We start from the raw sequence: 20,982 nt of genomic DNA on the forward strand, positions 1-20,982 counted from the left end.
AATGAAAAGATTTAGTTTTGTAATTATTATACTAGCAGCAATTATTGTCTTTTTTTATCTTAAAGAAACAAAAGAAAGTACTAATCATTCTGCTAGATTTAGCATAGAGGATTCTTGCCATACTTGTTTTAGTTTGGAGAAAACTCCGCAAACAGCAGAAAGCAAAAAAGAAGCACTCTCTCCTAACCATCGCTTTGCACTAGAAAATGCTAAAATTTATTCTAAAGATGGCAAGAGTGAAATTGGAACTCTTCTAAAAGGTTTTGGCGGAGAAGAAATAGGAACAATAGGTGATAAGACAATCTTAAAATTAGAGGGGTTTTTAAAAGAGGGCGATGAGGTTAATCTCTATGCTAATGAAAACCTATCTTTAGCGGTAGTTTTATTAAAAGATGCTAAAGCACAAAAGCAGATGGAAGTTGCTATTAGCACTAAAGATTTAACTAAAAATGAAAATGAAGTTTGGAGCAAAAGTGAATTTATCTATTATGATAATTGTTCTATGTGCCATGCAGCCCACGCTCCAAAAGAGCATACTATCCAAGAGTGGGATGGGATTTATGGCACTATGAAAGCCTTTGCAATGCCAACAGAGCAAGACGATAAATTAATATGGGAATATTTGCAATCCCATGCTATTGATGGTTTTTCGCTTAGTGATTAATACGCAAAATGAGGAGTTTTCCTTATTTTGTTAAATCTATAATTCTTTTTAATCTCAAAAACACTCTAAAAATTCTTACAATAAACACTAATAAAGGCTTTTGTTTTTAATCTTAGAATAGAATTTCCTAATTCATAGGCATAATTTGCATTTTTGTCATTTTTATAAAAAGGGATTGAAGATATATCTATAGATTTTATTTGAATAATCCGCTTTAAGATTCCAAAATATTTAAAATCTTGTAAAATAAAATACCCTAAATTATGGGGTGTTGAATCGCTTTTTGGAATTTTTAAAACTACATTAAAATAAGGCACTTCTTTAGCTTTGTCCCACCAAAGTTTTGTAACACTTATTCCTTGTGTGTTAGTATAGCTAATCTCTCCCTTACTCCAAGGCTTTTCTCCACAATAATGCAAAATTTTTGGATTTTGCTCTAGCAAAGTAAATTCTTTTCTTGTAAGAGGGATATTAAAATGTCTATGCTCATCTTTGCATACACTAGCACCAAAAGCTTGAACAATAAAATCATAGGCAAAGGAAATTTCTGTGTAATTATGCATAAAAAGCACATTTAAAATATCTTGATCATGGAATTTTAAATCATAATCACAAGCAATTTTGAATGCTTTGTTTTTGCAATCTTGCTCTTCCCAATATTTTGTATCTATGAGTAAAAATCCACTATTGAAATAGCTTTTATCTAGCTTAATGTTTTTAGTTCCTTTTAGGATTCTTCCCCCATAGCGTCCAAAATCTTTAACCGCTCCTAAAGCCTTATCTAAAGAAAGTGCAAAAATCTCTCTAATATCGCATAATACCAGCATATCTACATCTAAATACAAACATCCTTGTAAATCTTTAGTGATAAAATCTTTTGCAAAATCAAAAAATAAAAGGCGATAATATGTTACATAGTTGCCCCCTAATGTAGGCAGTCCTTCAAAAATATCATTTTTTACTTTGTGGATTTTTATTTGTGTGGGAAAAATAAGATTTAACGAATCTTCAAGCTTTTCTAGCTTTTTTGTGTTCTCTTTAGAGATAAAATCGCTTAAAATATGAAAAACAAGGCTTTCTTGCCCCCCCCCCCCCCAACTTTTAGAGCTAAAATCTTTAAAAGTCTTAGTTTTATCTATATTTTTAAGAATGCTATAGATTAATACACTTGCGTATTTAATGTAATTCTCATCAGCACTAAGAATGATATTAAAGTTCATAAACTCTCCTTATTTTCAAGTTTTTCTATATAGCTTAAGGCTTTTGCGTAAAATTCTTCATAGTATTTAGAATAATTTTCCTTCCAATTTTTAGGCAAAATTATAGGGATAAATTCTCCACCATAACTCCCACCTACACAATTAATTCTTTCTTTTTTCTTATTAAGAGAGATTGTGGGGATTTGTAGATTATCAGCAATATGGATATTTCCAGTATTCATACTTAAAAGCAAGTCAAATCTTCCTGTAATTTCTACCAAATTTAGTAAATCTTCATTGTTGATAAAAGTGCAAAGATTGGGAGCGACAAATTCTTCTAATTGAATGGGATTTGATTGAAAATTGGTGAAAATAAATAAATATTTTGGGAAAGCATTTGCTAGATTTTTGGCTAATTTTATCCAGTCTTCTAGTTTGAAAGTGTAATCCATAGAGCTACCAAAAGGATTAATTCCTATAATTTTTTGGTAATTTTTTGCTTCTATTTTGTTAAAAAATAAGTCAATAAATTCAATATTTTGCAAATAGGGCTTTATTTTTGCCCCCCCCCCCAGCAAAATTGATGTTTTTAATGTTAGCATCATAATGATTTGTATTGATTTGTCTAACGAGTCTTAAGATTTTCTCGCTTCCATGCACGAAATAAGAAACCATCATCATAGGTGATTTAAAATGGGGTGAGAAGAGATTATGCATATGTAATTCAGTGATTACGCATTTTATTTTAGCAAGCTTTGCAATTTTAATAAGAGAGGATGTGCGGTGCAATAAAAGTAATACATCTAAATTTCTTTTTGTGAGTTCTTGTTGCAATCTACCTTCTTTTGCCTCATCTTTTGACATTATTATAAACTCATCTACAATATTTAGGGTTTTGTAAAGTTGGTAAGCAGTTTGGCTGACAAATGCAGTAATTTTTGCCTTTGGATAAAGCTTTCTTAAAGCATAAAGTCCTTTAATGGCGATTACACTGTCTCCCACTTGGGTATGCAATCTTTCAAAGCCAATATGTTTAACTTCTTCTAATTTCATTTATTTGTCCTTATCTTTTTTCTTTTTCTTTTTGGTTTCATTTTCTTCTTTGGAGAATGCTCTTATGCTTGAATAATAGCTTACAATCCCAGGATCTGCTAAAAGGCAGACATTTTGTGCATCTTTATCTTCATAATCAATTTTTGAAAGCAAGATTCTAGCTAGATTTATCCTTGCGCGTTTTTTGTCATTAGAATCCACAATGAGCCAAGGAGCAAAAGGTGTGTGTGTGCGTGAAAACATTTTTTCAAATGCTTCTGTGTATTCGTCCCATAAATTTAAGCTAAGCTCATCAATAGGGCTTAATTTCCAGCGTTTTAGGGGTTCATCTTTGCGACTTTCAATTCTTTTTCTTTGCTCTTCTCTCCCAACATCTAAGAAAAATTTAAACAAAATATATCCACTTTCAATTAGCATTTGTTCTAAGTGGGAAACTTGCAAGATAAATTCTTTATATTGTTCGTTGCTACAAAAATTCATTACGCGTTCAACGCCGGCACGGTTATACCAGCTCCTATCAAAAAACACAATTTCTCCACCATTTGGAAGTTCATCAATGTAGCGTTGAAAATACCACTGTGTTTTTTCTACATCGCTTGGTTTTTGTAATGCTACTACTCTAGCACCTCGTGGATTTAGATGTTCTCGCAAAGCTTTAATTGTCCCACCTTTTCCTGCAGCATCGCGCCCTTCTAAGATGACAATAACCTTTTTTTGGTATTTTTTAACCCAATTTTGCAATTTGATAAGCTCAATTTGAAGCTTTTCTATCTCTTTTTCATAAAATTTTTTGTTTAATTTACCTTTTTGATTATAAACTTCTCCAGGTTTTTCATCTTCTGGTCTAACAACTAATGTTTTTCCCATGATTTTCCTCCAAAATTAACTTTATTGTTCAAATTATAAGCTTTAAAATAGCTAAGTTATCCTACCATATTATTAGATAAAGATACATTAAGAAAAGGAGAGATTATGAATGATTTATTTTTGAAATACGAAAATCTTTTTGAAGCCAAATCCAAAGAGGGGGAGATTTTTTTGTATCTTTTGGGGCTTGATGCACAGAGTGCAATGCTACTTTTGCAAAATATTGCATTAAAGACAAATAGTGCTTTAGAAATTTATTTTCAAGAAGAAGGTATTGAGATTTTAATAGCAAGAGGAGAGGATTTAGACACTTTTTGCAATGAAGTGCAGTATTTTTTTCAATCTAAAATTTTTCTTGCAAAAAATTTAAGTAAGGAAATTATTGAATTATTAAAAAGAACACAACGCAAAATTACTACCGCAGAAAGTTGCACGGGAGGACTTTTAGCTTATTTTTTAACCAAAGAAGGAGGGGCAAGTGAGGTTTATGAGGGTGGAGTGATAAGCTATGCAAATTCTATAAAGGAGGCGTGGCTTGAAGTTTCAAAAGAGAATTTGGAAAAATTTGGGGCAGTGAGTGAAGAGGTAGTAAGAGAAATGCTTCAAGGTTCTCTCAAATTAAGTGGTGCAGATTATGCTATAGCTACAAGTGGTATAGCAGGACCTAGTGGAGGGAGTGCTCAAAAACCAGTAGGGACAATTTTTATAGGGGCTATGGATAGTTTAGGCAATTGTATTATAGAAAGAGTGTTTTTAAAAGGAGAGAGAAATAGCATCCAAAAAAAGACTTGCATTTATGGATTTTTACTTTTTTTGAAACTTTTTTATAATAACTATTGACTTTTTAAAATTTAGTGGCTATAATTACGGCTCGTTTTTGTTTTTAAACGACCCGCTAGCTCAGTTGGTAGAGCAATTCCCTTTTAAGGAATGGGCCGTTGGTTCGAATCCAACGCGGGTCACCACTCAAATAAAAGTGGCTCCTTCATCTAACGGTTAGGATACCACCCTTTCACGGTGGCTACAGGGGTTCGAATCCCCTAGGAGTCACCACTTTTATTAATCCTTTCAATGTTTTTAATGGTCGCTTAGCTCAGTTGGTAGAGCGCCACCCTTACAAGGTGGATGTCATAAGTTCGAGTCTTATAGCGACCACCACTATTGGAGCGGTAGTTCAGTTGGTTAGAATACCTGCCTGTCACGCAGGGGGTCGCGGGTTCGAGCCCCGTCCGCTCCGCCACTCTTCTTAAAAGATAAAATATCCCTTTTATAGTTTTTGATGTTTTGTATATAGATATTAAGTGATTATTGCTTTTGGGTAACTAGAAATTAAAATTTTTGCAATATGGTGCATTTTTGATTCATTAAAGTTTTAGTTTTACTTGATTTAGAGGCAAAGACATTTTATTATGAAGCTTGGGATAGATATTTTGCACTCAATTTGAAAAATTATGGCAGTATCTTATGGATAAGTAGATTTTTCATTATTTAGATAATATTTATTGTAATAGTGTTGGTTTATAGGAATGAATATTTAAGCAGAATATTTTATAGTTGTTTTTGTATTGATTATAAGGAAATAAATGCTTTAGAAGAGAATATATTTTTAAATAGCAGAGGAGGGATAATTTGAAGTAAGGTGAAGCAGGATAGAGTTTTTTTTGAGATTTAAAATCTTCTAGCAATAAGGTTTGTTTTTATATTAAGTCTAAAAAATTCTAATAGGAACTTTGTTTTTTCTAATTTAAATAATTATTGTTGCTAAAAATAAAATTTAAGCTTAGTAAAGTAGATTTAAAAAGATGTCTTGTAAATTAATAGAAGAGATTGATTAAGGTTTGTGCTGTTTTTGTTTTGCAAAAAGTAAATGCAAAAGATTGATGTTTTATAGGACAAGATTGTTATAAATCTTGTAGTTGCTTAAAATTTAAATGCGGTTATAAAGATGAATTAAAGCTATTGTGTTTTAAAAAATCTCTAATTTATTAAAGCAAGTTTTTAAAACTTTTAGGAAGAATGCTCCATAGGAACTTTGTTTTTTTCTAATTCAAAATAATTGCTATCTAAATAATAAATATTTTGATGTCCTTGCTCTACTAGTTTTGTGCCAAATTCTGCAGCCGTTGCACCACTGTGGCAATAAAGAAGGATTTTTTTATCCTTGTTTTCTTGTGCAATAAAGTGGATTCGGTTAAAAGATTCGATATTAAGTGCATCTTTTATGTGGCTTATTAGAAAATATCCATGACTTCTTAAATCAATTACGATAAATTCTTGCGGATTTAATCCTTGTGGTTTTAAAGGAGTGGCTAAACTTTTATTTTTGATATACATTTTGTTCTTTCATTTAAAAATTGGTAAAATCTATTTATGGAAAAAGTCTATTATATCACAAATCAAAACAATCAACAAAAATTATTGGATGCTATGCCTCTAGCTCTCATAAAAACACATTTTTTGGAGGATTTTGAACTAGAAGAAAAACTAGCAAAATGCGATTGTCTTATTTTCACTTCTAAAAATGCAATTTTAGCTTTAAGGAATGCTAATGAAAATGCTTTAAAACTGCCTTCATATGTGCTAAGTTCTGCAAGTGCTAAAGTTTTGCTAAATCTTGGATTCGCACCCTTTTTTGTGGGAAAAAGTGGCTATGGAGCAGGTTTTTCTTACGAGTTAAAAGAAAATCTTATGCATAAAAGTCCGCTTTTTATTCGTGCAAAAGTTGTGGCTTCCACTCTCAAAGAAGACTTAAAAAACTTCCAAATCAAATTAGAAGAAAGTATTTTGTATGAAACTTGCACATTAGAGTTAAAAAAAGAAGAAAAAGAAAAGCTAAAACCTGCTAAAAATTCTATAATTCTCTTTAGTGCTCCTTCATATTGCAAAGCATTTTTGCAAAATTTCGCTTGGGATTTTAGTTATCAATGTGTATGTATTGGGACAACCACATTAAAATGTGCTAAAAAATTATTAGGAGAGGAGGCTAAAATTCATCTCTCTCCTCAACCACAAATGCAAAGTTCTTTAGAATTTGCACAAAAACTAATAATATTATAAGGAAAATTTATGCCAAAATTAGATTTAAAAAGAGCGCCCCTTCCTAAATTATTTTTTTCTTATTTTTTGCCTTCACTGATTGCTATGTTGGCTCTTTCTACATATTCCACGATTGATGGAATTTTTGTAGGTAAAAAATTAGGAGAAGATGCTATAGCTGCCATTGGAATTGCTTGGCCGATTTTTCCCATTTTGATAGCTTTTGAGCTTCTTTTTGGTGTAGGGGCTGCTGCTATGAGTTCTTATTTTTTAGGTAGAAATAAACCACATCGTGCAAGGATTATTTTTAGCTCCGTATTTTATTTTGCATCCATTAGTGGCATTTTGGGTGGAGGAATTTTGTATTATTTTAGCGATAGTATTGCCCTTTATCTTGGTGCGAGTGCAAATCTTTTGCCTTTAGTGAAGGAATATACAGAGGTTATTTTTCTAGGTTCCTTTATTATCGTTCTTCATCCTATGTTAGATATTTTTGCTATTAATGATAGGCAATCTATTTTAGCGATGGTGGCGATGATTGTGGGTTCTGTTATGAATGTGATTTTAAATTATTTATTTATCTTTGTTTTTGAGTGGGGACTTAGTGGAAGTGCCTTAGCTACAGTTTTAGGGCATGGAATTGGAATGTTAATTTTGCTGCAATATTTTCTAAGAAAAAAAGGAAATTTATATTTAATTAAGGCATTTGATATTTACGCACTTTTGATGGCAACCAAAAATGGAATCCCGCAAAGTAGCTCCGAAATTAGTGTAAGTATTATGATGTTAATTTTTAACCACATTATAGGTGGAATTTCTGGAGATAGGGGATTATCTATTTATAGTGTTTTGATGTATATTGGGATTATCCCTTTTACAATTTTGCTCTCCGTTGCACAAGGAATCCAACCTATTTCTAGTTTTAATTTTGGGGCTAAAGAAATGGAGCGTGTTAAGGGTATTTTTAAATTTGGATTGTTTTTTGGGTTTGTGAGTGGAGTGGCATTGTATGGCATCTTTTATGCTTTTAGTCCTTTTATCATTCCATTATTTTTAAAAGGGGATATTGCTTTGCGTGATCCTAATCTAGCATTAGAGATACAAGAAGCGATGAAAATCTACTTTTTAGGATATTTGCTTTTTGGGATTAATATTGTGAGTGCGATTTTTTTTCAAAGTATCCAAAGGACACTGAGTTCCTTTATTATTACTTTTTCCTACACTTTATTGTTTGCTTTAATTTTTGTAAATATATTGCCAAATATATTTGGATTTTTTGGTGTTTTGTATTCTTATCCCCTAGGCATCTTATGTGCAACGCTTGTAAGTTGCATTGTAATTTTCTATGAATTTAAGAAAGGAATACTTAAAGACAAATCACATCTTTATTAAATATTTTTATTATTAAAAGAATATAAGCTTATTATAATTTTTTTAGGAGTAACATTGTTACATTAGAGTTCAAAGTCAAAGAACAATTCACAAGGCTTAAACTTTAATGTAATTTCAAAACAAGGAGAGTCCTATGGGAACAAGAAAAGAGCATGATTTCATTGGAGAATTAGAGATATCTGATGAAGTGTATTATGGGGTGCAAACTTTTAGAGCATTAGAAAACTTTCATATGAGTGGTAGAAGATTAAAAGATTATCCATTTTTTATTAAAGCTTTTGCTCAAGTTAAAAAAGCAGCTGCACTTGCTAATAAAGAAGTAGGCGTTTTAGACGCAGATAAAGCTGATGCATTAGTTAAGGCTTGCGATAGATTAATTGCAGGGGAATTTATTGATCAATTTGTTGTGGATATGATTCAAGGAGGAGCAGGAACTTCAACAAATATGAATGTGAATGAAGTTTTAACTAATATTGCATTAGAGAGTATGGGGCACAAAAAAGGTGAATATCAATATCTTCATCCAAATGATCATACAAATTTGGGGCAATCAACAAACGATACTTATCCAAGCTCTATTAAAGTAGCAACACATGCAAAACTAGGCGATTTGCTAAAAGCTATGGAGGAGTTAAAAGATGAACTTTTAATCAAGGCAAAAGAATATAAAGATATTATCAAAATGGGTAGAACAGAGCTTGAAGATGCTGTTCCTACAACTTTGGGTAATACATTTAATGCTTTTGCAAGCTATATTAAAAGCGATATTGAAAAGCTAAAATATGCAAGAAGTGTTATGGAAACACTAAATTTAGGTGCTACTGCAATTGGGACAGGAATTAACTGCCACCCAGATTATAAAGTGATTGTAGAAAAAAGATTAAAAGAAATTACAGGGGTTGAATTTAAACCAGCAGAAGATTTAATAGCAGCTACTCAAGATACTGCAGATTTTGTAGCAGTAAGTGGAGCTTTAAAAACTGCAGCAGTTAGACTATCAAAAATTGCAAATGACTTAAGACTTATGAATTCAGGTCCTAGATGTGGTTTGGGCGAAATTAATCTTCCTAAAATGCAACCAGGAAGCTCTATTATGCCAGGAAAGGTGAATCCAGTAATTTGTGAAGCAGTAGGCGAGGCTTGCTATGAAGTAATCGGAAATGATGTAACTATTATGCTCTGCTCTGAAAGAGGTGAGTTTGAATTAAACGCATTTGAACCAGGAATTGCTTATGCACTCTTTAATTCTATTATTGTATTAGAAAATGCAATGAAAACTTTAGCGCAAAAAGCTATTAAGCATTTAACTGCAAATGCAGAGGCTTGCAAACAATCTGTGCTAAATTCTATTGGTATTGTTACTGCATTTAACCCAGTAATTGGTTATGAAAAATCAGCTAGCATTGCTAAAGAAGCACTAGAGACAGGTAAGTCTGTTGGGGATATTTGTTTAGAGAGAGGATATTTACCAAAAGAGGAAATTGATAAAATCCTAGATCCTAAGAATATGTTAAATCCTCAAATGACAGAAAAAAGAAAAGCATAAGCGAAGTAAGGGGGTTATATGGAAATAGTAGAATTAATCTTACAGCTTATTGTATTTTTGGGTGCCATTTTTATTGGTATCCGCCTTGGAGGCATAGCTATTGGTTATGCAGGTGGTATAGGTGTTGTAATCTTAGGGCTTGCTTTAGGAATGGCACCAGGTAATATTCCTTGGGATGTTATTTTGATCATTGCTGCTGCTATTGCTGCAATTTCTGCAATGCAACAAGCAGGTGGTTTGGATTATATGGTTAGGGTTACAGAAAAACTACTCCGTGCTCATCCAAAATATATTAATTATCTTTCTCCAGCTTGTGGTTGGCTTTTAACAATCTTTGCAGGGACAGGAAATGCAGTGTTTTCATTAATGCCAGTTGTTGTAGATGTTGCTAAATCTCAAAACATTAAGCCATCTGCTCCACTTTCTTTAATGGTTGTTTCTTCACAAATTGGAATTACAGCTTCTCCAGTATCTGCTGCTGTTGTATTTATGAGTGGTGAGCTTGAAAAATATGGTTGGAACTATCCTACGCTTATTGGTATTTGGATTGTAACAACATTTGTTGCTTGTATGGTTACGGCTTTTATTGTTAGCCTTATCACTCCGCTTGATTTAAGCAAAGATCCAGTATATCAAGAAAGATTAGCAAAAGGACTCGTAAAAGATCCAGGTGAAATTTTAAATGCTGAAGATAAGCCAGGTGCTAAGCTATCTGTTGGAATCTTCCTAGTTACTGTGCTTTGCGTAGTATTCTATGCAACTGCAATTTCAAGCAATATTAAGTGGATTGATCCTGTGATTATCCCTAGAGATGCTGCTATTATGAGTTTCCTTTTAACAGCTGCACTTTTAATCACTTGGTTTTGCAAAGTTGAACCTGCTAAAATCCTTGATACAAGCGTATTTAAAAGCGGTATGACTGCTTGTGTATGTGTATTTGGTGTAGCTTGGCTTGGAAATACATTTGTTGCAGGACATGAAGCTGCTATTAAAGAAATAGCAGGTGAATGGGTTAAGCAAACTCCAGCAATGCTTGCAGTAGCGTTTTTCTTTGCAAGTATGCTTTTATACTCTCAAGCAGCCACTGCAAAAGCAATTACTCCAGTTATTGTATCAGCATTAGGGATTTCTGCTACAAATCCAGGCGATTCTTATATGCTTGTTGCTTGTTTTGCTGCAGTTTCTGCACTTTTTGTGCTTCCAACTTATCCTACGCTTTTAGGTGCAGTGCAAATGGACGATACAGGAACAACAAGAATTGGTAAGTTTATTTTTAACCACGCATTCTTTATTCCAGGTGTTTTAGCGATTGTAATTGCTGTCGCACTAGGATTTTTAGCTGTATCATTCTTTTAGTCTTTGCCCTTTGGGGCAAGGCTTTAAATGGGCTTACTTTTATAAGCAAGATAAGCCATAATAGTTACTAATATCCCTGCAATTATTAAAAGAATAATAGAAAGTTTAAAATTAGAAAAACAATCATACAAAAAGCCAATACTAAAGGGCGAAAGCGAAGCTAAAAGATAGCCAAATCCTTGTGCCATAGAAGAAAGCTTAGCAGCCACTTGCACACTAGAGCTTTTAAGCGAAATAAACAATAAAGCAATCCCAAAAACCCCAGCCCAAGCAATACCAATAGGAATTGCACTTAAAATTAGCATAATTTTACTGTCAAAAAAAAGTAAAAGGCTAAAGCCTATCACATACAAACTGCAAAGCATTAAAATATAAACTCCTCTAAAGCTCTCTTTTAATCTTCCTAATAAAATAGGGGCAAATAAAGATATAGGAATACCTATACATTGTGCTAACAATACAATATTAGCACCATAATCTTCCCCATAGCCCTTTTGTGCGATAATTTGTGCATACCAAGTAAAAAGTGCATAGGCGATAAAACTTTGAATCCCCATAAAAAGAGTGATTTTCCATGCGGTAATGTTTTTAAAAATGCAGATATTGTTTTGGGTTTTTGGCTTTATTCTAAAAAATCTACCATTTTTAAGATAGGGACTATAAATCACCAAAGCCAAAAATGCAAACAAAAACCAAAAAAGCAAAGCATAAGAAATGCCAAAAGTTCTTAAAAGTGGCAAAGAAAGTGCAATTCCTACAATAGAAGAAAAACTAAGCAAAAAGCTATAAACTCCCATCATTTGTGAAGTTTTATGTGGAAATTTACTTTTGATAAAAATAGGTAAAAGCACATTAGCTATGGAAATTCCAACTCCTATAAGAAGTGCTCCTATATATAAACCATAAACCCCAAATGGACGCAAAAGTTCTCCTATTAAAAGCAAAAGCAAACAAACGCCCATTGCACGGATAAGTGAAAAGTATGCTACAACAAAAGAAATGCTTCCAAATGCAAGCAATGGAAGTGTGTTTAAAAAACCCGCTTGTGCGCTACTTAAATCAAAATGCAATTTTAAGCCCTCAATCATGGGGCCAATAGAAGTAATAGGTGCTCTTAGGTTAAAAGCTATGCTAACAACAATTAAGAAATTAAGCCAAAAAATTTTATCTTTGTGTAATTTAATCAAAAGAACTCCTTAAAATTTGCGATTTTACTCCAAATTTTTTACAAAGGCTTTAAAATGTGGTGAATTTAAAGAATTTAATACTTTAATAAATAGAAATGAATAAAATAAATTTAAATTAAACATTAAGTAGTTAAAATGCAAGGAATTGTTTTAAGGAAAAAAGATGCAAAAAATGAATATTTTAAACACTCAAGATACAAATTTTAAAGATGAATTTGCAAAACTCCTTATGCGTGGAAAAATGGATATAAATAGCGTTGAAATGCGTGTAAAAGAGCTTTTAGAAGATGTAAAACAACAAGGCGTAGAAGCTTTAAAAGAGCATATTAAGCGTTTTGATAAATGGGAAGCTAAAAGTTTTGAAGATTTTAAGATTTCTGCAAATGAATTAAAAGAAGCTTATGAAAATTTAGAGCCTTCTTTAAAAGAAGCATTGAATATCGCTTATAAAAGAATCTATGCTTTTCATTCTAAGCAAAAGCCAAAAACTTGGCTAGATTTTGAAGAAAATGGAAGCATTTTAGGGCAGATTATCCAGCCTGTTCAAAGAGCGGGTTTATATATTCCAGGAGGGAAAGCGGCTTATCCTAGTTCGCTTTTAATGAATGCTATTCCTGCACTTGTTGCAGGAGTGAAAGAAATAGTGGTTTGCACTCCTACTCCAAATAACGAGCCTAATCATCTTTTACTTGCTGCAATGCATTTGTGTCAAGTAAAAGAGGTTTATAAAGTAGGTGGAGCAAGTGCAATCGCTCTTTTGGCTTATGGCGTGGAAGATTGCAAAAAGGTAGATGTGATTAGCGGACCTGGGAATATTTATGTAGCCACAGCCAAAAAGCTTGTTTTTGGAGAGGTAAATATTGATATGATTGCAGGGCCTAGTGAGATAGGAATTTTGGCGCAAAATTATACTAATGCAAAATATTTAGCTTGGGATTTGCTCTCACAAGCAGAACATGATGAAATGGCAAGTTCTATTTTAATTACAACCAATAAGGATTTAGCTCAAGTTGTTAAAACGCAAATTTATGAGATTTTGCCTACAATGCAAAGAGAAAAAATCGCTAGAGCCTCTATTGATGAGAGGGGTGCAATTATTGTTGCAAAAGATTTAGAAGAAGCGATTTTTTTGATGAATGAGATTGCTCCAGAACACCTTGAACTTTTAGTAGAAAATCCTCTAGAAGTTTTGCCAAAAATTAAAAATGCAGGTGCAATTTTCATAGGAGAAAATACACCAGAGCCTATTGGAGATTACATAGCAGGGCCTAACCATACACTTCCAACTGGTGGGAGTGCAAAATTTTTCTCACCCCTTAATGTGGAGCATTTTATGAAAAAGAGTTCTTTAATCTCTTTTTCTAAACAAGCTATTTTAGAGCTTGGAGAGTCTTGTAGCGTTTTGGCACATAGTGAGGGGTTAGAGGCACATAAGAATTCGGTTTTAACAAGATTAAATAAAATTTAAAGGAAAGTTATGGAACACATTTTTGAAGGATTGCCACAAGATAAATGGCTAGAGATTATTTTTAATGCAAGTAGAGGTTTGGCTCAAAAAGAGCTTTTGGATATGCTAGAGCGTATGGCAAGTTTGGAAATTTTGCTTGAAAAACGCCTAGGAGAAACTTGGGAAGAAGAACTAGAATATCTTTTAAAAAGTGAAGAAAATGCAGAAGAAATTCATAAATGCAAACAAAATATTGCTATAAGTTCTATGGGAAAAATTTTAAGTCAAAATGAGTAATTTTGCTTAGAATAGTATTTTTATTAAGTATTTTTATTTCTTTAGCTTTTGCACCTCCTGAATGGAAAGCACAAAGAATGTTAGAGCTTCAAAAAGATGAGTTCTATCTTTTAAGTTTTCAAGCAGGAGAATCGCAAAAGACTTTATATTTTCGTTGGACTTTATTGAAAAATGAAGGGCTTGTAGTGCATTTAAATTATGATTATTTTCCGCACCAATTTGTCCTTTATAGAGATTACCAACGCTCTTGTTATAAAATCCCACTCTTTAAAGCAGAGCAGAAATATTATAGTGAAGAACCCTATTTTATGCTGTGTTTTAAAGATTATCAAAGGGTTGTAGATATTGCTACTTTAAAATTTTATATTTATGGGGGCAATAGAGATTTTAATATTATTGATGAAAGGAAAGTGCCAAATGGAGGCTTTGGATCAAATTAAACAAAAAATGAATGAGCTTTTAAGGGAGTTGGATTCTCCTTTGGTTTTGCAAATGGCTAGCCATCTACAAAGTGGCAAAATGCTAAGAAGCAAACTTATTTTAAATATTGCAAAAACTAATCAAGAGAGTATTTTGCTTTGTGCTATTATTGAAATGATACAAAATGCTTCACTTTTGCATGATGATGTGATTGATAATTCCTTAGTGCGCCGCAACAAACCCTCGCTTAATGCGTTAAGTGGAGATAAAAATGCTATTATGCTTGGTGATGTGCTTTATTCTAAAGCTTTTTGTGAATTGACGCAATTTTCCACTACTTTTCCAAAAATTCCTCAAATTGTATCTAGTGCGGTTAGCACGCTTGCTATTGGAGAAATTATGGATGTAGCACTAGGAGAAAGCTTTAATGAAGATGAAGAAAAATATCTTAAAATGATAGAATACAAAACAGCAAGCTTGATTGAGGCAAGTGCAACTGCTGCCGCTATTTTAGCAGGATACAATGAAGATGAGGTAAATTGCTTTAAATTATATGGGAGGAATTTAGGGGTTGCTTTTCAAATTGTAGATGATATTTTAGATCTCACCCAAGATGAAAAAACTTTAGGCAAACCAGCATTGAGTGATTTTAAAGAAGGTAAGACAACATTGCCAATTATTTATCTTTATAAAACACTTGATTCTTATCAGCAAGAAAAGCTAAAATCCCTCTTTAAAAAAGAACTTAGTTTAGAGGATAAAATATGGCTACAAACTTCTTTGCAAGAAAGTGGTGCGATTAAAAAAAGTATGGATTTGGCAAAAAATTTAGGCAAAAGTGGAATTGAAGCTATTTACAATAAAAATTGCGATAAACTTACACAAATTATGCAACAAATGATTGACAGAGAGTTTTGATGAGTTATTGTATCTTAAGTTATTCACATAAAAATACTGATATTTCCTTGCGTGAAAGATTAGCCCTAGATCCTAAAAATCCAGCAAGTGGTGTATTTTTAAAAGAAATTGTAGAGAACAAATTTATAGAAGAGGCACTAATCCTCTCTACCTGTAACCGCATAGAGTTTATTTTAAATGCAAGCAATCCTCAAAAAGCACAAGAATATATTCTCTCTAAACTTAGCGATTATTCTAGGATTGGTGCAGATAAATTGCAAGAACATGCAGATTTTTATGAAGATATTGCCGCAATCCATCATCTTTTTAGCGTAGCAAGTTCGCTAGATAGTTTGGTTATTGGAGAAACACAGATTTCAGGACAGCTTAAAAATGCGTTTAAGTTTTCTTATGATCTTGGTTGCTGTGGTTTGGAGCTTTCGCGTGCTATCCATTTTGCTTTTAGATGTGCTGCAAGTGTTAGAAATAGCACAAATATTTCCAAAAATGCCGTATCGGTAGCCTCTGTAGCTGTCAGTAAGGCAAAAGAGATTTTAGGAACTTTAAAAGATAGAGAAGCTTTAGTAATTGGTGCTGGGGAAATGAGCACGCTTTGTGCTAAACATCTTTTAAATGCAGGTGCAAAGGTAATTTTAACCAATCGTGATATTGATAAGGCTAATACACTCTCTAAAGAACTTAAACAAGATGTAGAAAATGCAAGTTTGCATGTAGATAGTTTTAAAAACATTGCAAAACTCATTAATCAAATTCCTCTAATCTTTAGTGCAACAGGTGCTCCACATAGCATTATTACAAAAGATATGCTAGAAGCTTCATCTATGGAGCGCTTTTGGTTTGATTTGGCAGTCCCTCGCGATATAGAAGAAATTCAAGATCCAAAAATTAAAATTTTTGCAGTAGATGATTTGCAAGATATTGTGAAAAAGAATTTAGCAATTAGAGAAGAACAAGCAAGAATTGCTTATGGAATTGTTGGGCGTTTTACCCAAGAATTTTTTGATTGGCTTCAAAGTTTAAATGTAGATCCTATTATTAAAAATATAAGGCAACTTGCAAAAGATTCAGCACTTAAAGAATTGCAAAGAGGAATTTCTAAAGGATTTTTGCCAAAAGAATACGAAAAAAATATAGAAAAAACATTGCATAATGCCTTTAATGCTTTTTTGCACCAATTTACCATTTCGCTAAAAAATGTCGCAAATACACCAAAAGGGGATAGCATTGTTGAATCTGTGCGGTTTTTATTTGGTGGAGATGATCCTAAAATGGCAGAAAAATACAAATGCGAACATATAGAAGAAAAGTCTAATAAACATTGCTAATAAGGAAATAAAATGAGATTTTCAAAGTTTTTTATCCATACTTTAAAAGAAGCTCCAAAAGATGCTACACTAAAGAGCCATGAGTATTTAGTAAGAGGTGGTTTTATTGAGCAAATTGGTAGCGGAATTTATAATTTTCTTCCTTTGGGAAAACGCGTTTTAGACAAAATTAAAACAATTATTAAAAATAATATGGATAAAGCGGGTGCTAATGAAGTAAGCTTAGGGTTTGTAACTCCTGCAAGTTTGTGGCAAAATAGTGGTAGGTATGAACGCTATGGTAAAGAACTTTTGCGTTTTAAAGACAGAAAAGAAAACGATTTTGTGCTAGGGCCTACACATGAAGAGGTAATTACTGAACTTGTAAAATCAAAAATCAAAAGTTATAAACAGCTCCCAATCCACCTTTATCAAATTAATCTTAAATTTAGAGATGAAATTAGACCGCGTTTTGGGCTTATGAGGGGTAGAGAATTTTTAATGAAAGATGGATATAGCTTCCATAGCTCACAAGAGGATTTAAAAAGAGAATTTGATTTAATGGAGCAAACTTATAGCAATATTTTTAGCGAACTTGGGCTAGATTTTAGGGCTGTATGGGCAGATAGTGGTGCGATTGGTGGAAGTGGAAGTAAAGAGTTTATGGTTTTGGCAAATAGTGGGGAGGATACTATTTGCGTGTGTGATAAATGCTCCTATGCTGCAAATTTAGAAGCAGCCAAAAGAGCTGTAAAACTTCCAAATGCTGAAGCTCCACAAGCAGATTTTGCTAAATTTAAAACGCCAAATATTACGAGCATTGAGCTTTTAAGTGAGTTTTTTAAAATTGATTCTTATTGGACACTAAAAGCAGTTGCTAAAAAGGCCATTTTTGATGGAGGGAAAACACAAATTGCCTTTTTCTTTATAAGGGGATGTGATACACTTAATTTAACCAAAGCTCTTAATTGTTGTGAGGGTGCTAATGAACTTGTAGATTTAAGCAAAGAAGAATTAGAAAGCTTAGGATTATATGCGGGGTTTATTGGACCTTATGGTTTGAGAAATCTTAGCAATTCACCTTATATTTATTTTGATGAAGAATTAAAAGACGCTAAAGGGCTAATTTGTGGAGCAAATGAGCCAGATTACCACTTTGTAGGAGTGGATTTGGGGACATTCTCTAATTTAGAATTTAAAGACTTGATAGAAGTGCAAGAGGGAGATTTGTGCCAAGAGTGTGCCAAAAGTGGCAAAGAAGGGAAATTGTACTTTACAAAGGGTATTGAAGCGGGGCATATTTTTCAATTAGGCACAAAATATTCCAAAGCTTTAGGCGCAACTTTCTTAGATGAGTTAGGTAAAGCACAGCCTTTTATTATGGGTTGCTATGGCATAGGAGTTTCAAGACTTGTAGCAACAATTATAGAACAACACCACGATGAAAAAGGCATGATTTGGAGTAAAAATACAGCCCCTTTTAGTATAGATTTGATTGTTTCTAATTTAAAAGATGCTACACAAATGGAATTTGCCACTAAGATTTATGAGAAATTACTCTCTTTGGGTATTGAGTGTATTTTTGATGACAGAGATGAACGCTATGGGGCTAAAATGGCGGATTTTGAGCTTATTGGTTTTCCTTATGCGCTTGTAGTAGGAAAGAGTCTTAATGAAGGCTTTGTAGAACTTGTTGCTAGAAAAGATTTGCAAAAAGAAAAGCTAGATATTAGTGATTTTGAGACGCTAATACAAACAATTTGTGCTAGGATTGCTTAATGCCTTTGATTTTGCTTTTAGTCTATATTTTTATTGAAGTTTTGGTAAGTTATGAGATTATAGAAATTATAGGGGTTTTTGGCTTCTTTTTGGAAATTGTTTTGAGTGCATTTTTAGGGTTTTTTATTTTGATGAATTTTAGGGTTTTCTTTGGAGAAGCGTTAGGCAAACTAAGAAGTAGAGAAATAAGCCATGAAGCTTTTGTAGGCTCTAATATTTTTAGAATTTTGGGGGCAATTTTATTGATTTTGCCAGGAGGATTTACAGATATTTTAGGGATTTTAATGCAATTTAGCTCGTTGGGTTTTATTATGGTAAAGCCATTTGTAAAACATAAAAATACCCATAATAATAGCACACATCAAGAAATTATTGATGTTGAGGTTATCACAAAGGATAAAAGTGAATAAGATCATCATAGGCACAAGAGGGAGTGTTTTGGCACTTTGGCAGGCAAATTATATTAAAGAAAAGTTAGAAGCACACTATAAAGACATAAAAGTAGAATTAAAAATCATCAAAACTAAGGGTGATAAAATTTTAGATGTTCCTTTGGCTAAAATTGGCGGTAAAGGGCTTTTTACAAAAGAGCTAGAGGAAATGTTGTTGCAAGAAGAAATAGATATTGCTGTGCATAGCTTAAAGGATGTCCCTGTAGAATTTGTGGAGGGTTTAGGGCTTGCAGCCATTACTAAAAGAGAGGATATAAGAGATAGTTTCTTAAGTTACAAATATAAAAGTCTAGAAGAGCTTCCAAAGGGGGCAAAAGTAGGCACAACTTCGCTAAGACGCGTAATGCAAATTAATGCTTTGAGGGAGGATTTAGATTGCCTAAGCTTAAGAGGTAATGTCCAAACACGCCTAAAAAGATTAAAAGATGGAGAGTTTGATGCGATTATTTTAGCACAAGCGGGCGTTAATCGTTTGAATTTAGCAAAAGAAGTAAATCATATCACCCCGCTTGATTTTATGATACCAGCTATGGGGCAAGCAGCATTAGGAATTGAGTGTAAGCTAGAAAGTGAAGTGGTAAAAAAGCTAGAGTTTTTAAACGATACTAAAGCCCTTTTTGAAACAAGTTGTGAGAGAGAATTTGTAAAAACGCTAGAAGGTGGTTGTCAAGTGCCTATTGGTGTTAATGCAAATTATGAAGAAGGAAAAATCCAATTAAGAGCAATTTTGGGCTTGCCTAATGGCAAAAAAATACTAAAAAATAATTTGGAAGGGAAAGTTGTAAAATTGCAAGATGCCAAGGCCTTGGGAGAAGAGTTGGCAGAGGTTTTTATCGCTCAAGGTGCAAAGGAGATTTTACAAGAAGCACAGCAATGGGATTTTAATATTTAATTAAACTTAAATAGTAAAATAAAAGTAAATATTAAAGTTACTTTAAAGAATGGCTATGATAAAATTTTTTGCTTAAACATAAATAGAATTGTAATTTCTATTGTGATCAATCTTTAGAGGAGTAAGAAATGAATAGCATTAAGATTAAAGTTTCATTAATTGCCAATTTTATAGCTATTGTTTGTCTATTGATTTTGGGAATTGTGACTTTTATATATGTTAAACAAGTGGTGTTAGATGAAGCTATTGAGGAAGAAACTAATTACATTAGAACAGCTAATGCATTGGTAGTGAATTTTGACAAAGGCAATCAAGGTATTATTGTAAGAATTAAAGATAGTATTTTAACCCAAAAAGATATTGGTGTATTTAATTCTATTGAAAGTATTCAAGCAGAATTTGATAATGCTTTATATGAAGTGAGAAATTCTTTAGGGCTTTTAGGTGTTTATATTGCACATCCTAGCGGAGAGATTGTTGTAAGCAATGACTCTTCAGATGCGATTAATGCACATAGCATGGTATTTGGCAAAAAGCAAAATTATGATGCAAGAACAAGAAGTTGGTATCAAGAGGCTTCAAAATTAGAAGATGGCAAGATTTATACTAGCGATTCGTATATAGATGCCGCTTCAGGAGAGCATGTATTCACTTATGCTATGCCAATCTATAAAGAAAATAAGCTTGTAGGTATTCTTGGAATAGATGTTTTATCAAGCACATTACAAGAGCAAATTAAAACAACCCCAGGTCGCGTCTTTGCCTTTGATGCTAACACTCAAGTTTTTGCTTCTAATGATCCTACTCTTATTGGAGGTAAAGAAGGAGAAATTAATCCCGCTATTAAAACTGTTTCAGAACTCTTTAAATCTCATAAAGATTATGAACCCTTTTATTATACTAGAGATGATGGAGAAGAAAGATTTGTAATTTGTTCTAAAGCTTCTGCATATAGTGTATGTATAGCAGAATCTATTGACGATATTGAAGCACCTATTGTAAAAATAGCTTGGATACAAGCTACTATTGTAATCTTTACAAGTATTGCAAGCATTATTCTTTTATACTTTGTAATCTCTCATCTTTTAAAACCCCTCTCCTCTATCCAAAATGGCTTATCAGGTTTCTTCTCCTACCTAAACCATGAAAGCAAAAATGCTCCTAAGCCTATTA

Annotated in this window: 21 protein-coding genes and 4 tRNA genes; 19 read left to right on the top strand and 6 right to left on the bottom strand. The window is 32.8% G+C overall.

The genetic code is table 11. The annotated features are described in order from the left end of the window. Position 1: 1 nt before the first annotated feature. A complete protein-coding gene (locus B6S12_RS03480) occupies positions 2-664 on the top strand; it encodes a hypothetical protein (protein ID WP_111229425.1) in 663 nt (220 codons plus the stop codon). 65 nt (positions 665-729) lie between these two features. Here B6S12_RS03480 and B6S12_RS03485 read toward each other — a convergent pair whose 3' ends face one another. The 4 genes from B6S12_RS03485 to ppk2 are packed head-to-tail and all read right to left on the bottom strand — an operon-like array spanning position 730 to position 3,783. Beyond that, positions 730-1,884, bottom strand: coding sequence for a glycosyltransferase family 8 protein (locus tag B6S12_RS03485; RefSeq protein WP_111229426.1), 1,155 nt, complete (start codon positions 1,882-1,884; stop codon positions 730-732). Next, a complete protein-coding gene (locus B6S12_RS03490) occupies positions 1,881-2,468 on the bottom strand; it encodes a glycosyltransferase family protein (protein ID WP_181450941.1) in 588 nt (195 codons plus the stop codon). The genes B6S12_RS03485 and B6S12_RS03490 overlap by 4 nt, the downstream gene beginning before the upstream one ends. Continuing rightward, positions 2,395-2,916 carry a glycosyltransferase family 9 protein gene (locus B6S12_RS03495; protein WP_111229428.1) on the bottom strand — a complete coding sequence of 174 codons (522 nt, stop codon included), beginning with the start codon at positions 2,914-2,916 and terminating at the stop codon, positions 2,395-2,397. The genes B6S12_RS03490 and B6S12_RS03495 overlap by 74 nt, the downstream gene beginning before the upstream one ends. Continuing rightward, positions 2,917-3,783: a polyphosphate kinase 2 gene (gene ppk2, locus B6S12_RS03500; protein WP_111229429.1), complete on the bottom strand. Its 867-nt coding sequence runs from the start codon at positions 3,781-3,783 to the stop codon at positions 2,917-2,919. 105 nt (positions 3,784-3,888) lie between these two features. Here ppk2 and B6S12_RS03505 point away from each other — a divergent pair, with 105 nt between their 5' ends. The 5 genes from B6S12_RS03505 (at position 3,889) to B6S12_RS03525 (ending at position 5,023) form a co-directional block, all read left to right on the top strand. Beyond that, a complete protein-coding gene (locus B6S12_RS03505; RefSeq protein WP_111229430.1) occupies positions 3,889-4,623 on the top strand; it encodes a CinA family protein in 735 nt (244 codons plus the stop codon). 49 nt (positions 4,624-4,672) lie between these two features. Further along, a tRNA-Lys gene (locus tag B6S12_RS03510) sits at positions 4,673-4,748 on the top strand. A gap of 13 nt (positions 4,749-4,761) precedes the next feature. Further along, positions 4,762-4,836 (top strand) — tRNA-Glu (locus B6S12_RS03515). Positions 4,837-4,865: 29 nt separating this feature from the next. Next, positions 4,866-4,941: transfer RNA gene (locus tag B6S12_RS03520), tRNA-Val, on the top strand. 5 nt (positions 4,942-4,946) lie between these two features. Further along, positions 4,947-5,023: transfer RNA gene (locus tag B6S12_RS03525), tRNA-Asp, on the top strand. Positions 5,024-5,790: 767 nt separating this feature from the next. Here B6S12_RS03525 and B6S12_RS03530 read toward each other — a convergent pair. Next, on the bottom strand, positions 5,791-6,117 hold the full coding sequence (locus B6S12_RS03530; RefSeq protein ID WP_111229431.1) for a rhodanese-like domain-containing protein: 327 nt from the start codon (positions 6,115-6,117) through the stop codon (positions 5,791-5,793). A gap of 36 nt (positions 6,118-6,153) precedes the next feature. Here B6S12_RS03530 and B6S12_RS03535 point away from each other — a divergent pair, with 36 nt between their 5' ends. The 4 genes from B6S12_RS03535 to B6S12_RS03550 all read left to right on the top strand — a co-directional run bounded on the left by B6S12_RS03535 (position 6,154) and on the right by B6S12_RS03550 (position 11,113). Then, positions 6,154-6,840 (top strand): uroporphyrinogen-III synthase, encoded by a 687-nt coding sequence (locus tag B6S12_RS03535; protein ID WP_111229432.1) that lies wholly within the window; start codon positions 6,154-6,156, stop codon positions 6,838-6,840. A 9-nt stretch (positions 6,841-6,849) separates the two neighbouring features. After that, positions 6,850-8,211: an MATE family efflux transporter gene (locus tag B6S12_RS03540; RefSeq protein ID WP_111229433.1), complete on the top strand. Its 1,362-nt coding sequence runs from the start codon at positions 6,850-6,852 to the stop codon at positions 8,209-8,211. 133 nt (positions 8,212-8,344) lie between these two features. After that, a complete protein-coding gene (locus B6S12_RS03545) occupies positions 8,345-9,757 on the top strand; it encodes an aspartate ammonia-lyase (RefSeq protein ID WP_111229434.1) in 1,413 nt (470 codons plus the stop codon). Positions 9,758-9,775: 18 nt separating this feature from the next. Then, positions 9,776-11,113, top strand: coding sequence for an anaerobic C4-dicarboxylate transporter (locus tag B6S12_RS03550; protein WP_111229435.1), 1,338 nt, complete (start codon positions 9,776-9,778; stop codon positions 11,111-11,113). 23 nt (positions 11,114-11,136) lie between these two features. Here the strand turns inward: B6S12_RS03550 and B6S12_RS03555 are convergent, their stop codons facing one another. Then, complete coding sequence (locus B6S12_RS03555; protein WP_111229446.1) at positions 11,137-12,297, bottom strand: MFS transporter; 1,161 nt, start codon at positions 12,295-12,297, stop codon at positions 11,137-11,139. 175 nt (positions 12,298-12,472) lie between these two features. Here B6S12_RS03555 and hisD point away from each other — a divergent pair, with 175 nt between their 5' ends. The 9 genes from hisD to B6S12_RS03600 all read left to right on the top strand — a co-directional run. After that, a complete protein-coding gene (gene hisD, locus B6S12_RS03560) occupies positions 12,473-13,768 on the top strand; it encodes a histidinol dehydrogenase (RefSeq protein WP_111229447.1) in 1,296 nt (431 codons plus the stop codon). 9 nt (positions 13,769-13,777) lie between these two features. Beyond that, on the top strand, positions 13,778-14,044 hold the full coding sequence (locus B6S12_RS03565; RefSeq protein WP_111229436.1) for a DUF2018 family protein: 267 nt from the start codon (positions 13,778-13,780) through the stop codon (positions 14,042-14,044). Between the two features lie 2 nt (positions 14,045-14,046). Continuing rightward, positions 14,047-14,484, top strand: coding sequence for a hypothetical protein (locus B6S12_RS03570; protein WP_111229437.1), 438 nt, complete (start codon positions 14,047-14,049; stop codon positions 14,482-14,484). Continuing rightward, a complete protein-coding gene (locus tag B6S12_RS03575; RefSeq protein ID WP_111229438.1) occupies positions 14,462-15,382 on the top strand; it encodes a polyprenyl synthetase family protein in 921 nt (306 codons plus the stop codon). The genes B6S12_RS03570 and B6S12_RS03575 overlap by 23 nt, the downstream gene beginning before the upstream one ends. After that, positions 15,382-16,707, top strand: a complete 1,326-nt coding sequence (hemA, locus tag B6S12_RS03580) for a glutamyl-tRNA reductase (protein ID WP_111229439.1) — start codon at positions 15,382-15,384, stop codon at positions 16,705-16,707. Before B6S12_RS03575 ends, hemA begins: the two co-directional genes overlap by 1 nt. 12 nt (positions 16,708-16,719) lie before the next feature. Next, complete coding sequence (locus B6S12_RS03585; RefSeq protein ID WP_111229440.1) at positions 16,720-18,465, top strand: proline--tRNA ligase; 1,746 nt, start codon at positions 16,720-16,722, stop codon at positions 18,463-18,465. Further along, the gene (locus B6S12_RS03590) at positions 18,465-18,875 is read left to right on the top strand and encodes an FxsA family protein (RefSeq protein WP_111229441.1); all 411 of its coding nucleotides are present in this window, start codon (positions 18,465-18,467) and stop codon (positions 18,873-18,875) included. Before B6S12_RS03585 ends, B6S12_RS03590 begins: the two co-directional genes overlap by 1 nt. Beyond that, complete coding sequence (gene hemC / locus B6S12_RS03595; protein ID WP_111229442.1) at positions 18,868-19,809, top strand: hydroxymethylbilane synthase; 942 nt, start codon at positions 18,868-18,870, stop codon at positions 19,807-19,809. The genes B6S12_RS03590 and hemC overlap by 8 nt, the downstream gene beginning before the upstream one ends. A 128-nt stretch (positions 19,810-19,937) precedes the next feature. Further along, positions 19,938-20,982, top strand: a 1,045-nt coding sequence (locus B6S12_RS03600) for a cache domain-containing protein (protein WP_181450942.1), incomplete at its 3' end; no start/stop codon positions are given.

It is taken from the genome of Helicobacter valdiviensis, assembly GCF_003245365.1.
Lineage (GTDB): Bacteria > Campylobacterota > Campylobacteria > Campylobacterales > Helicobacteraceae > Helicobacter_D > Helicobacter_D valdiviensis.

Bases quoted from the DNA above. Each gene is read 5' to 3' on its own strand.
- B6S12_RS03495 (WP_111229428.1), bottom strand. From the start codon at position 2,916: ATGAAATTAGAAGAAGTTAAACATATTGGCTTTGAAAGATTGCATACC.
- hemA (WP_111229439.1), top strand. From the start codon at position 15,382: ATGAGTTATTGTATCTTAAGTTATTCACATAAAAATACTGATATTTCC.
- B6S12_RS03505 (WP_111229430.1), top strand. From the start codon at position 3,889: ATGAATGATTTATTTTTGAAATACGAAAATCTTTTTGAAGCCAAATCC.
- B6S12_RS03575 (WP_111229438.1), top strand. From the start codon at position 14,462: ATGGAGGCTTTGGATCAAATTAAACAAAAAATGAATGAGCTTTTAAGG.
- B6S12_RS03535 (WP_111229432.1), top strand. From the start codon at position 6,154: ATGGAAAAAGTCTATTATATCACAAATCAAAACAATCAACAAAAATTA.
- B6S12_RS03540 (WP_111229433.1), top strand. From the start codon at position 6,850: ATGCCAAAATTAGATTTAAAAAGAGCGCCCCTTCCTAAATTATTTTTT.
- B6S12_RS03590 (WP_111229441.1), top strand. From the start codon at position 18,465: ATGCCTTTGATTTTGCTTTTAGTCTATATTTTTATTGAAGTTTTGGTA.
- B6S12_RS03550 (WP_111229435.1), top strand. From the start codon at position 9,776: ATGGAAATAGTAGAATTAATCTTACAGCTTATTGTATTTTTGGGTGCC.
- B6S12_RS03585 (WP_111229440.1), top strand. From the start codon at position 16,720: ATGAGATTTTCAAAGTTTTTTATCCATACTTTAAAAGAAGCTCCAAAA.
- B6S12_RS03530 (WP_111229431.1), bottom strand. From the start codon at position 6,117: ATGTATATCAAAAATAAAAGTTTAGCCACTCCTTTAAAACCACAAGGA.
- B6S12_RS03490 (WP_181450941.1), bottom strand. From the start codon at position 2,468: ATGATGCTAACATTAAAAACATCAATTTTGCTGGGGGGGGGGGCAAAA.
- B6S12_RS03545 (WP_111229434.1), top strand. From the start codon at position 8,345: ATGGGAACAAGAAAAGAGCATGATTTCATTGGAGAATTAGAGATATCT.
- ppk2 (WP_111229429.1), bottom strand. From the start codon at position 3,783: ATGGGAAAAACATTAGTTGTTAGACCAGAAGATGAAAAACCTGGAGAA.
- B6S12_RS03565 (WP_111229436.1), top strand. From the start codon at position 13,778: ATGGAACACATTTTTGAAGGATTGCCACAAGATAAATGGCTAGAGATT.
- hisD (WP_111229447.1), top strand. From the start codon at position 12,473: ATGAATATTTTAAACACTCAAGATACAAATTTTAAAGATGAATTTGCA.
- B6S12_RS03485 (WP_111229426.1), bottom strand. From the start codon at position 1,884: ATGAACTTTAATATCATTCTTAGTGCTGATGAGAATTACATTAAATAC.
- B6S12_RS03480 (WP_111229425.1), top strand. From the start codon at position 2: ATGAAAAGATTTAGTTTTGTAATTATTATACTAGCAGCAATTATTGTC.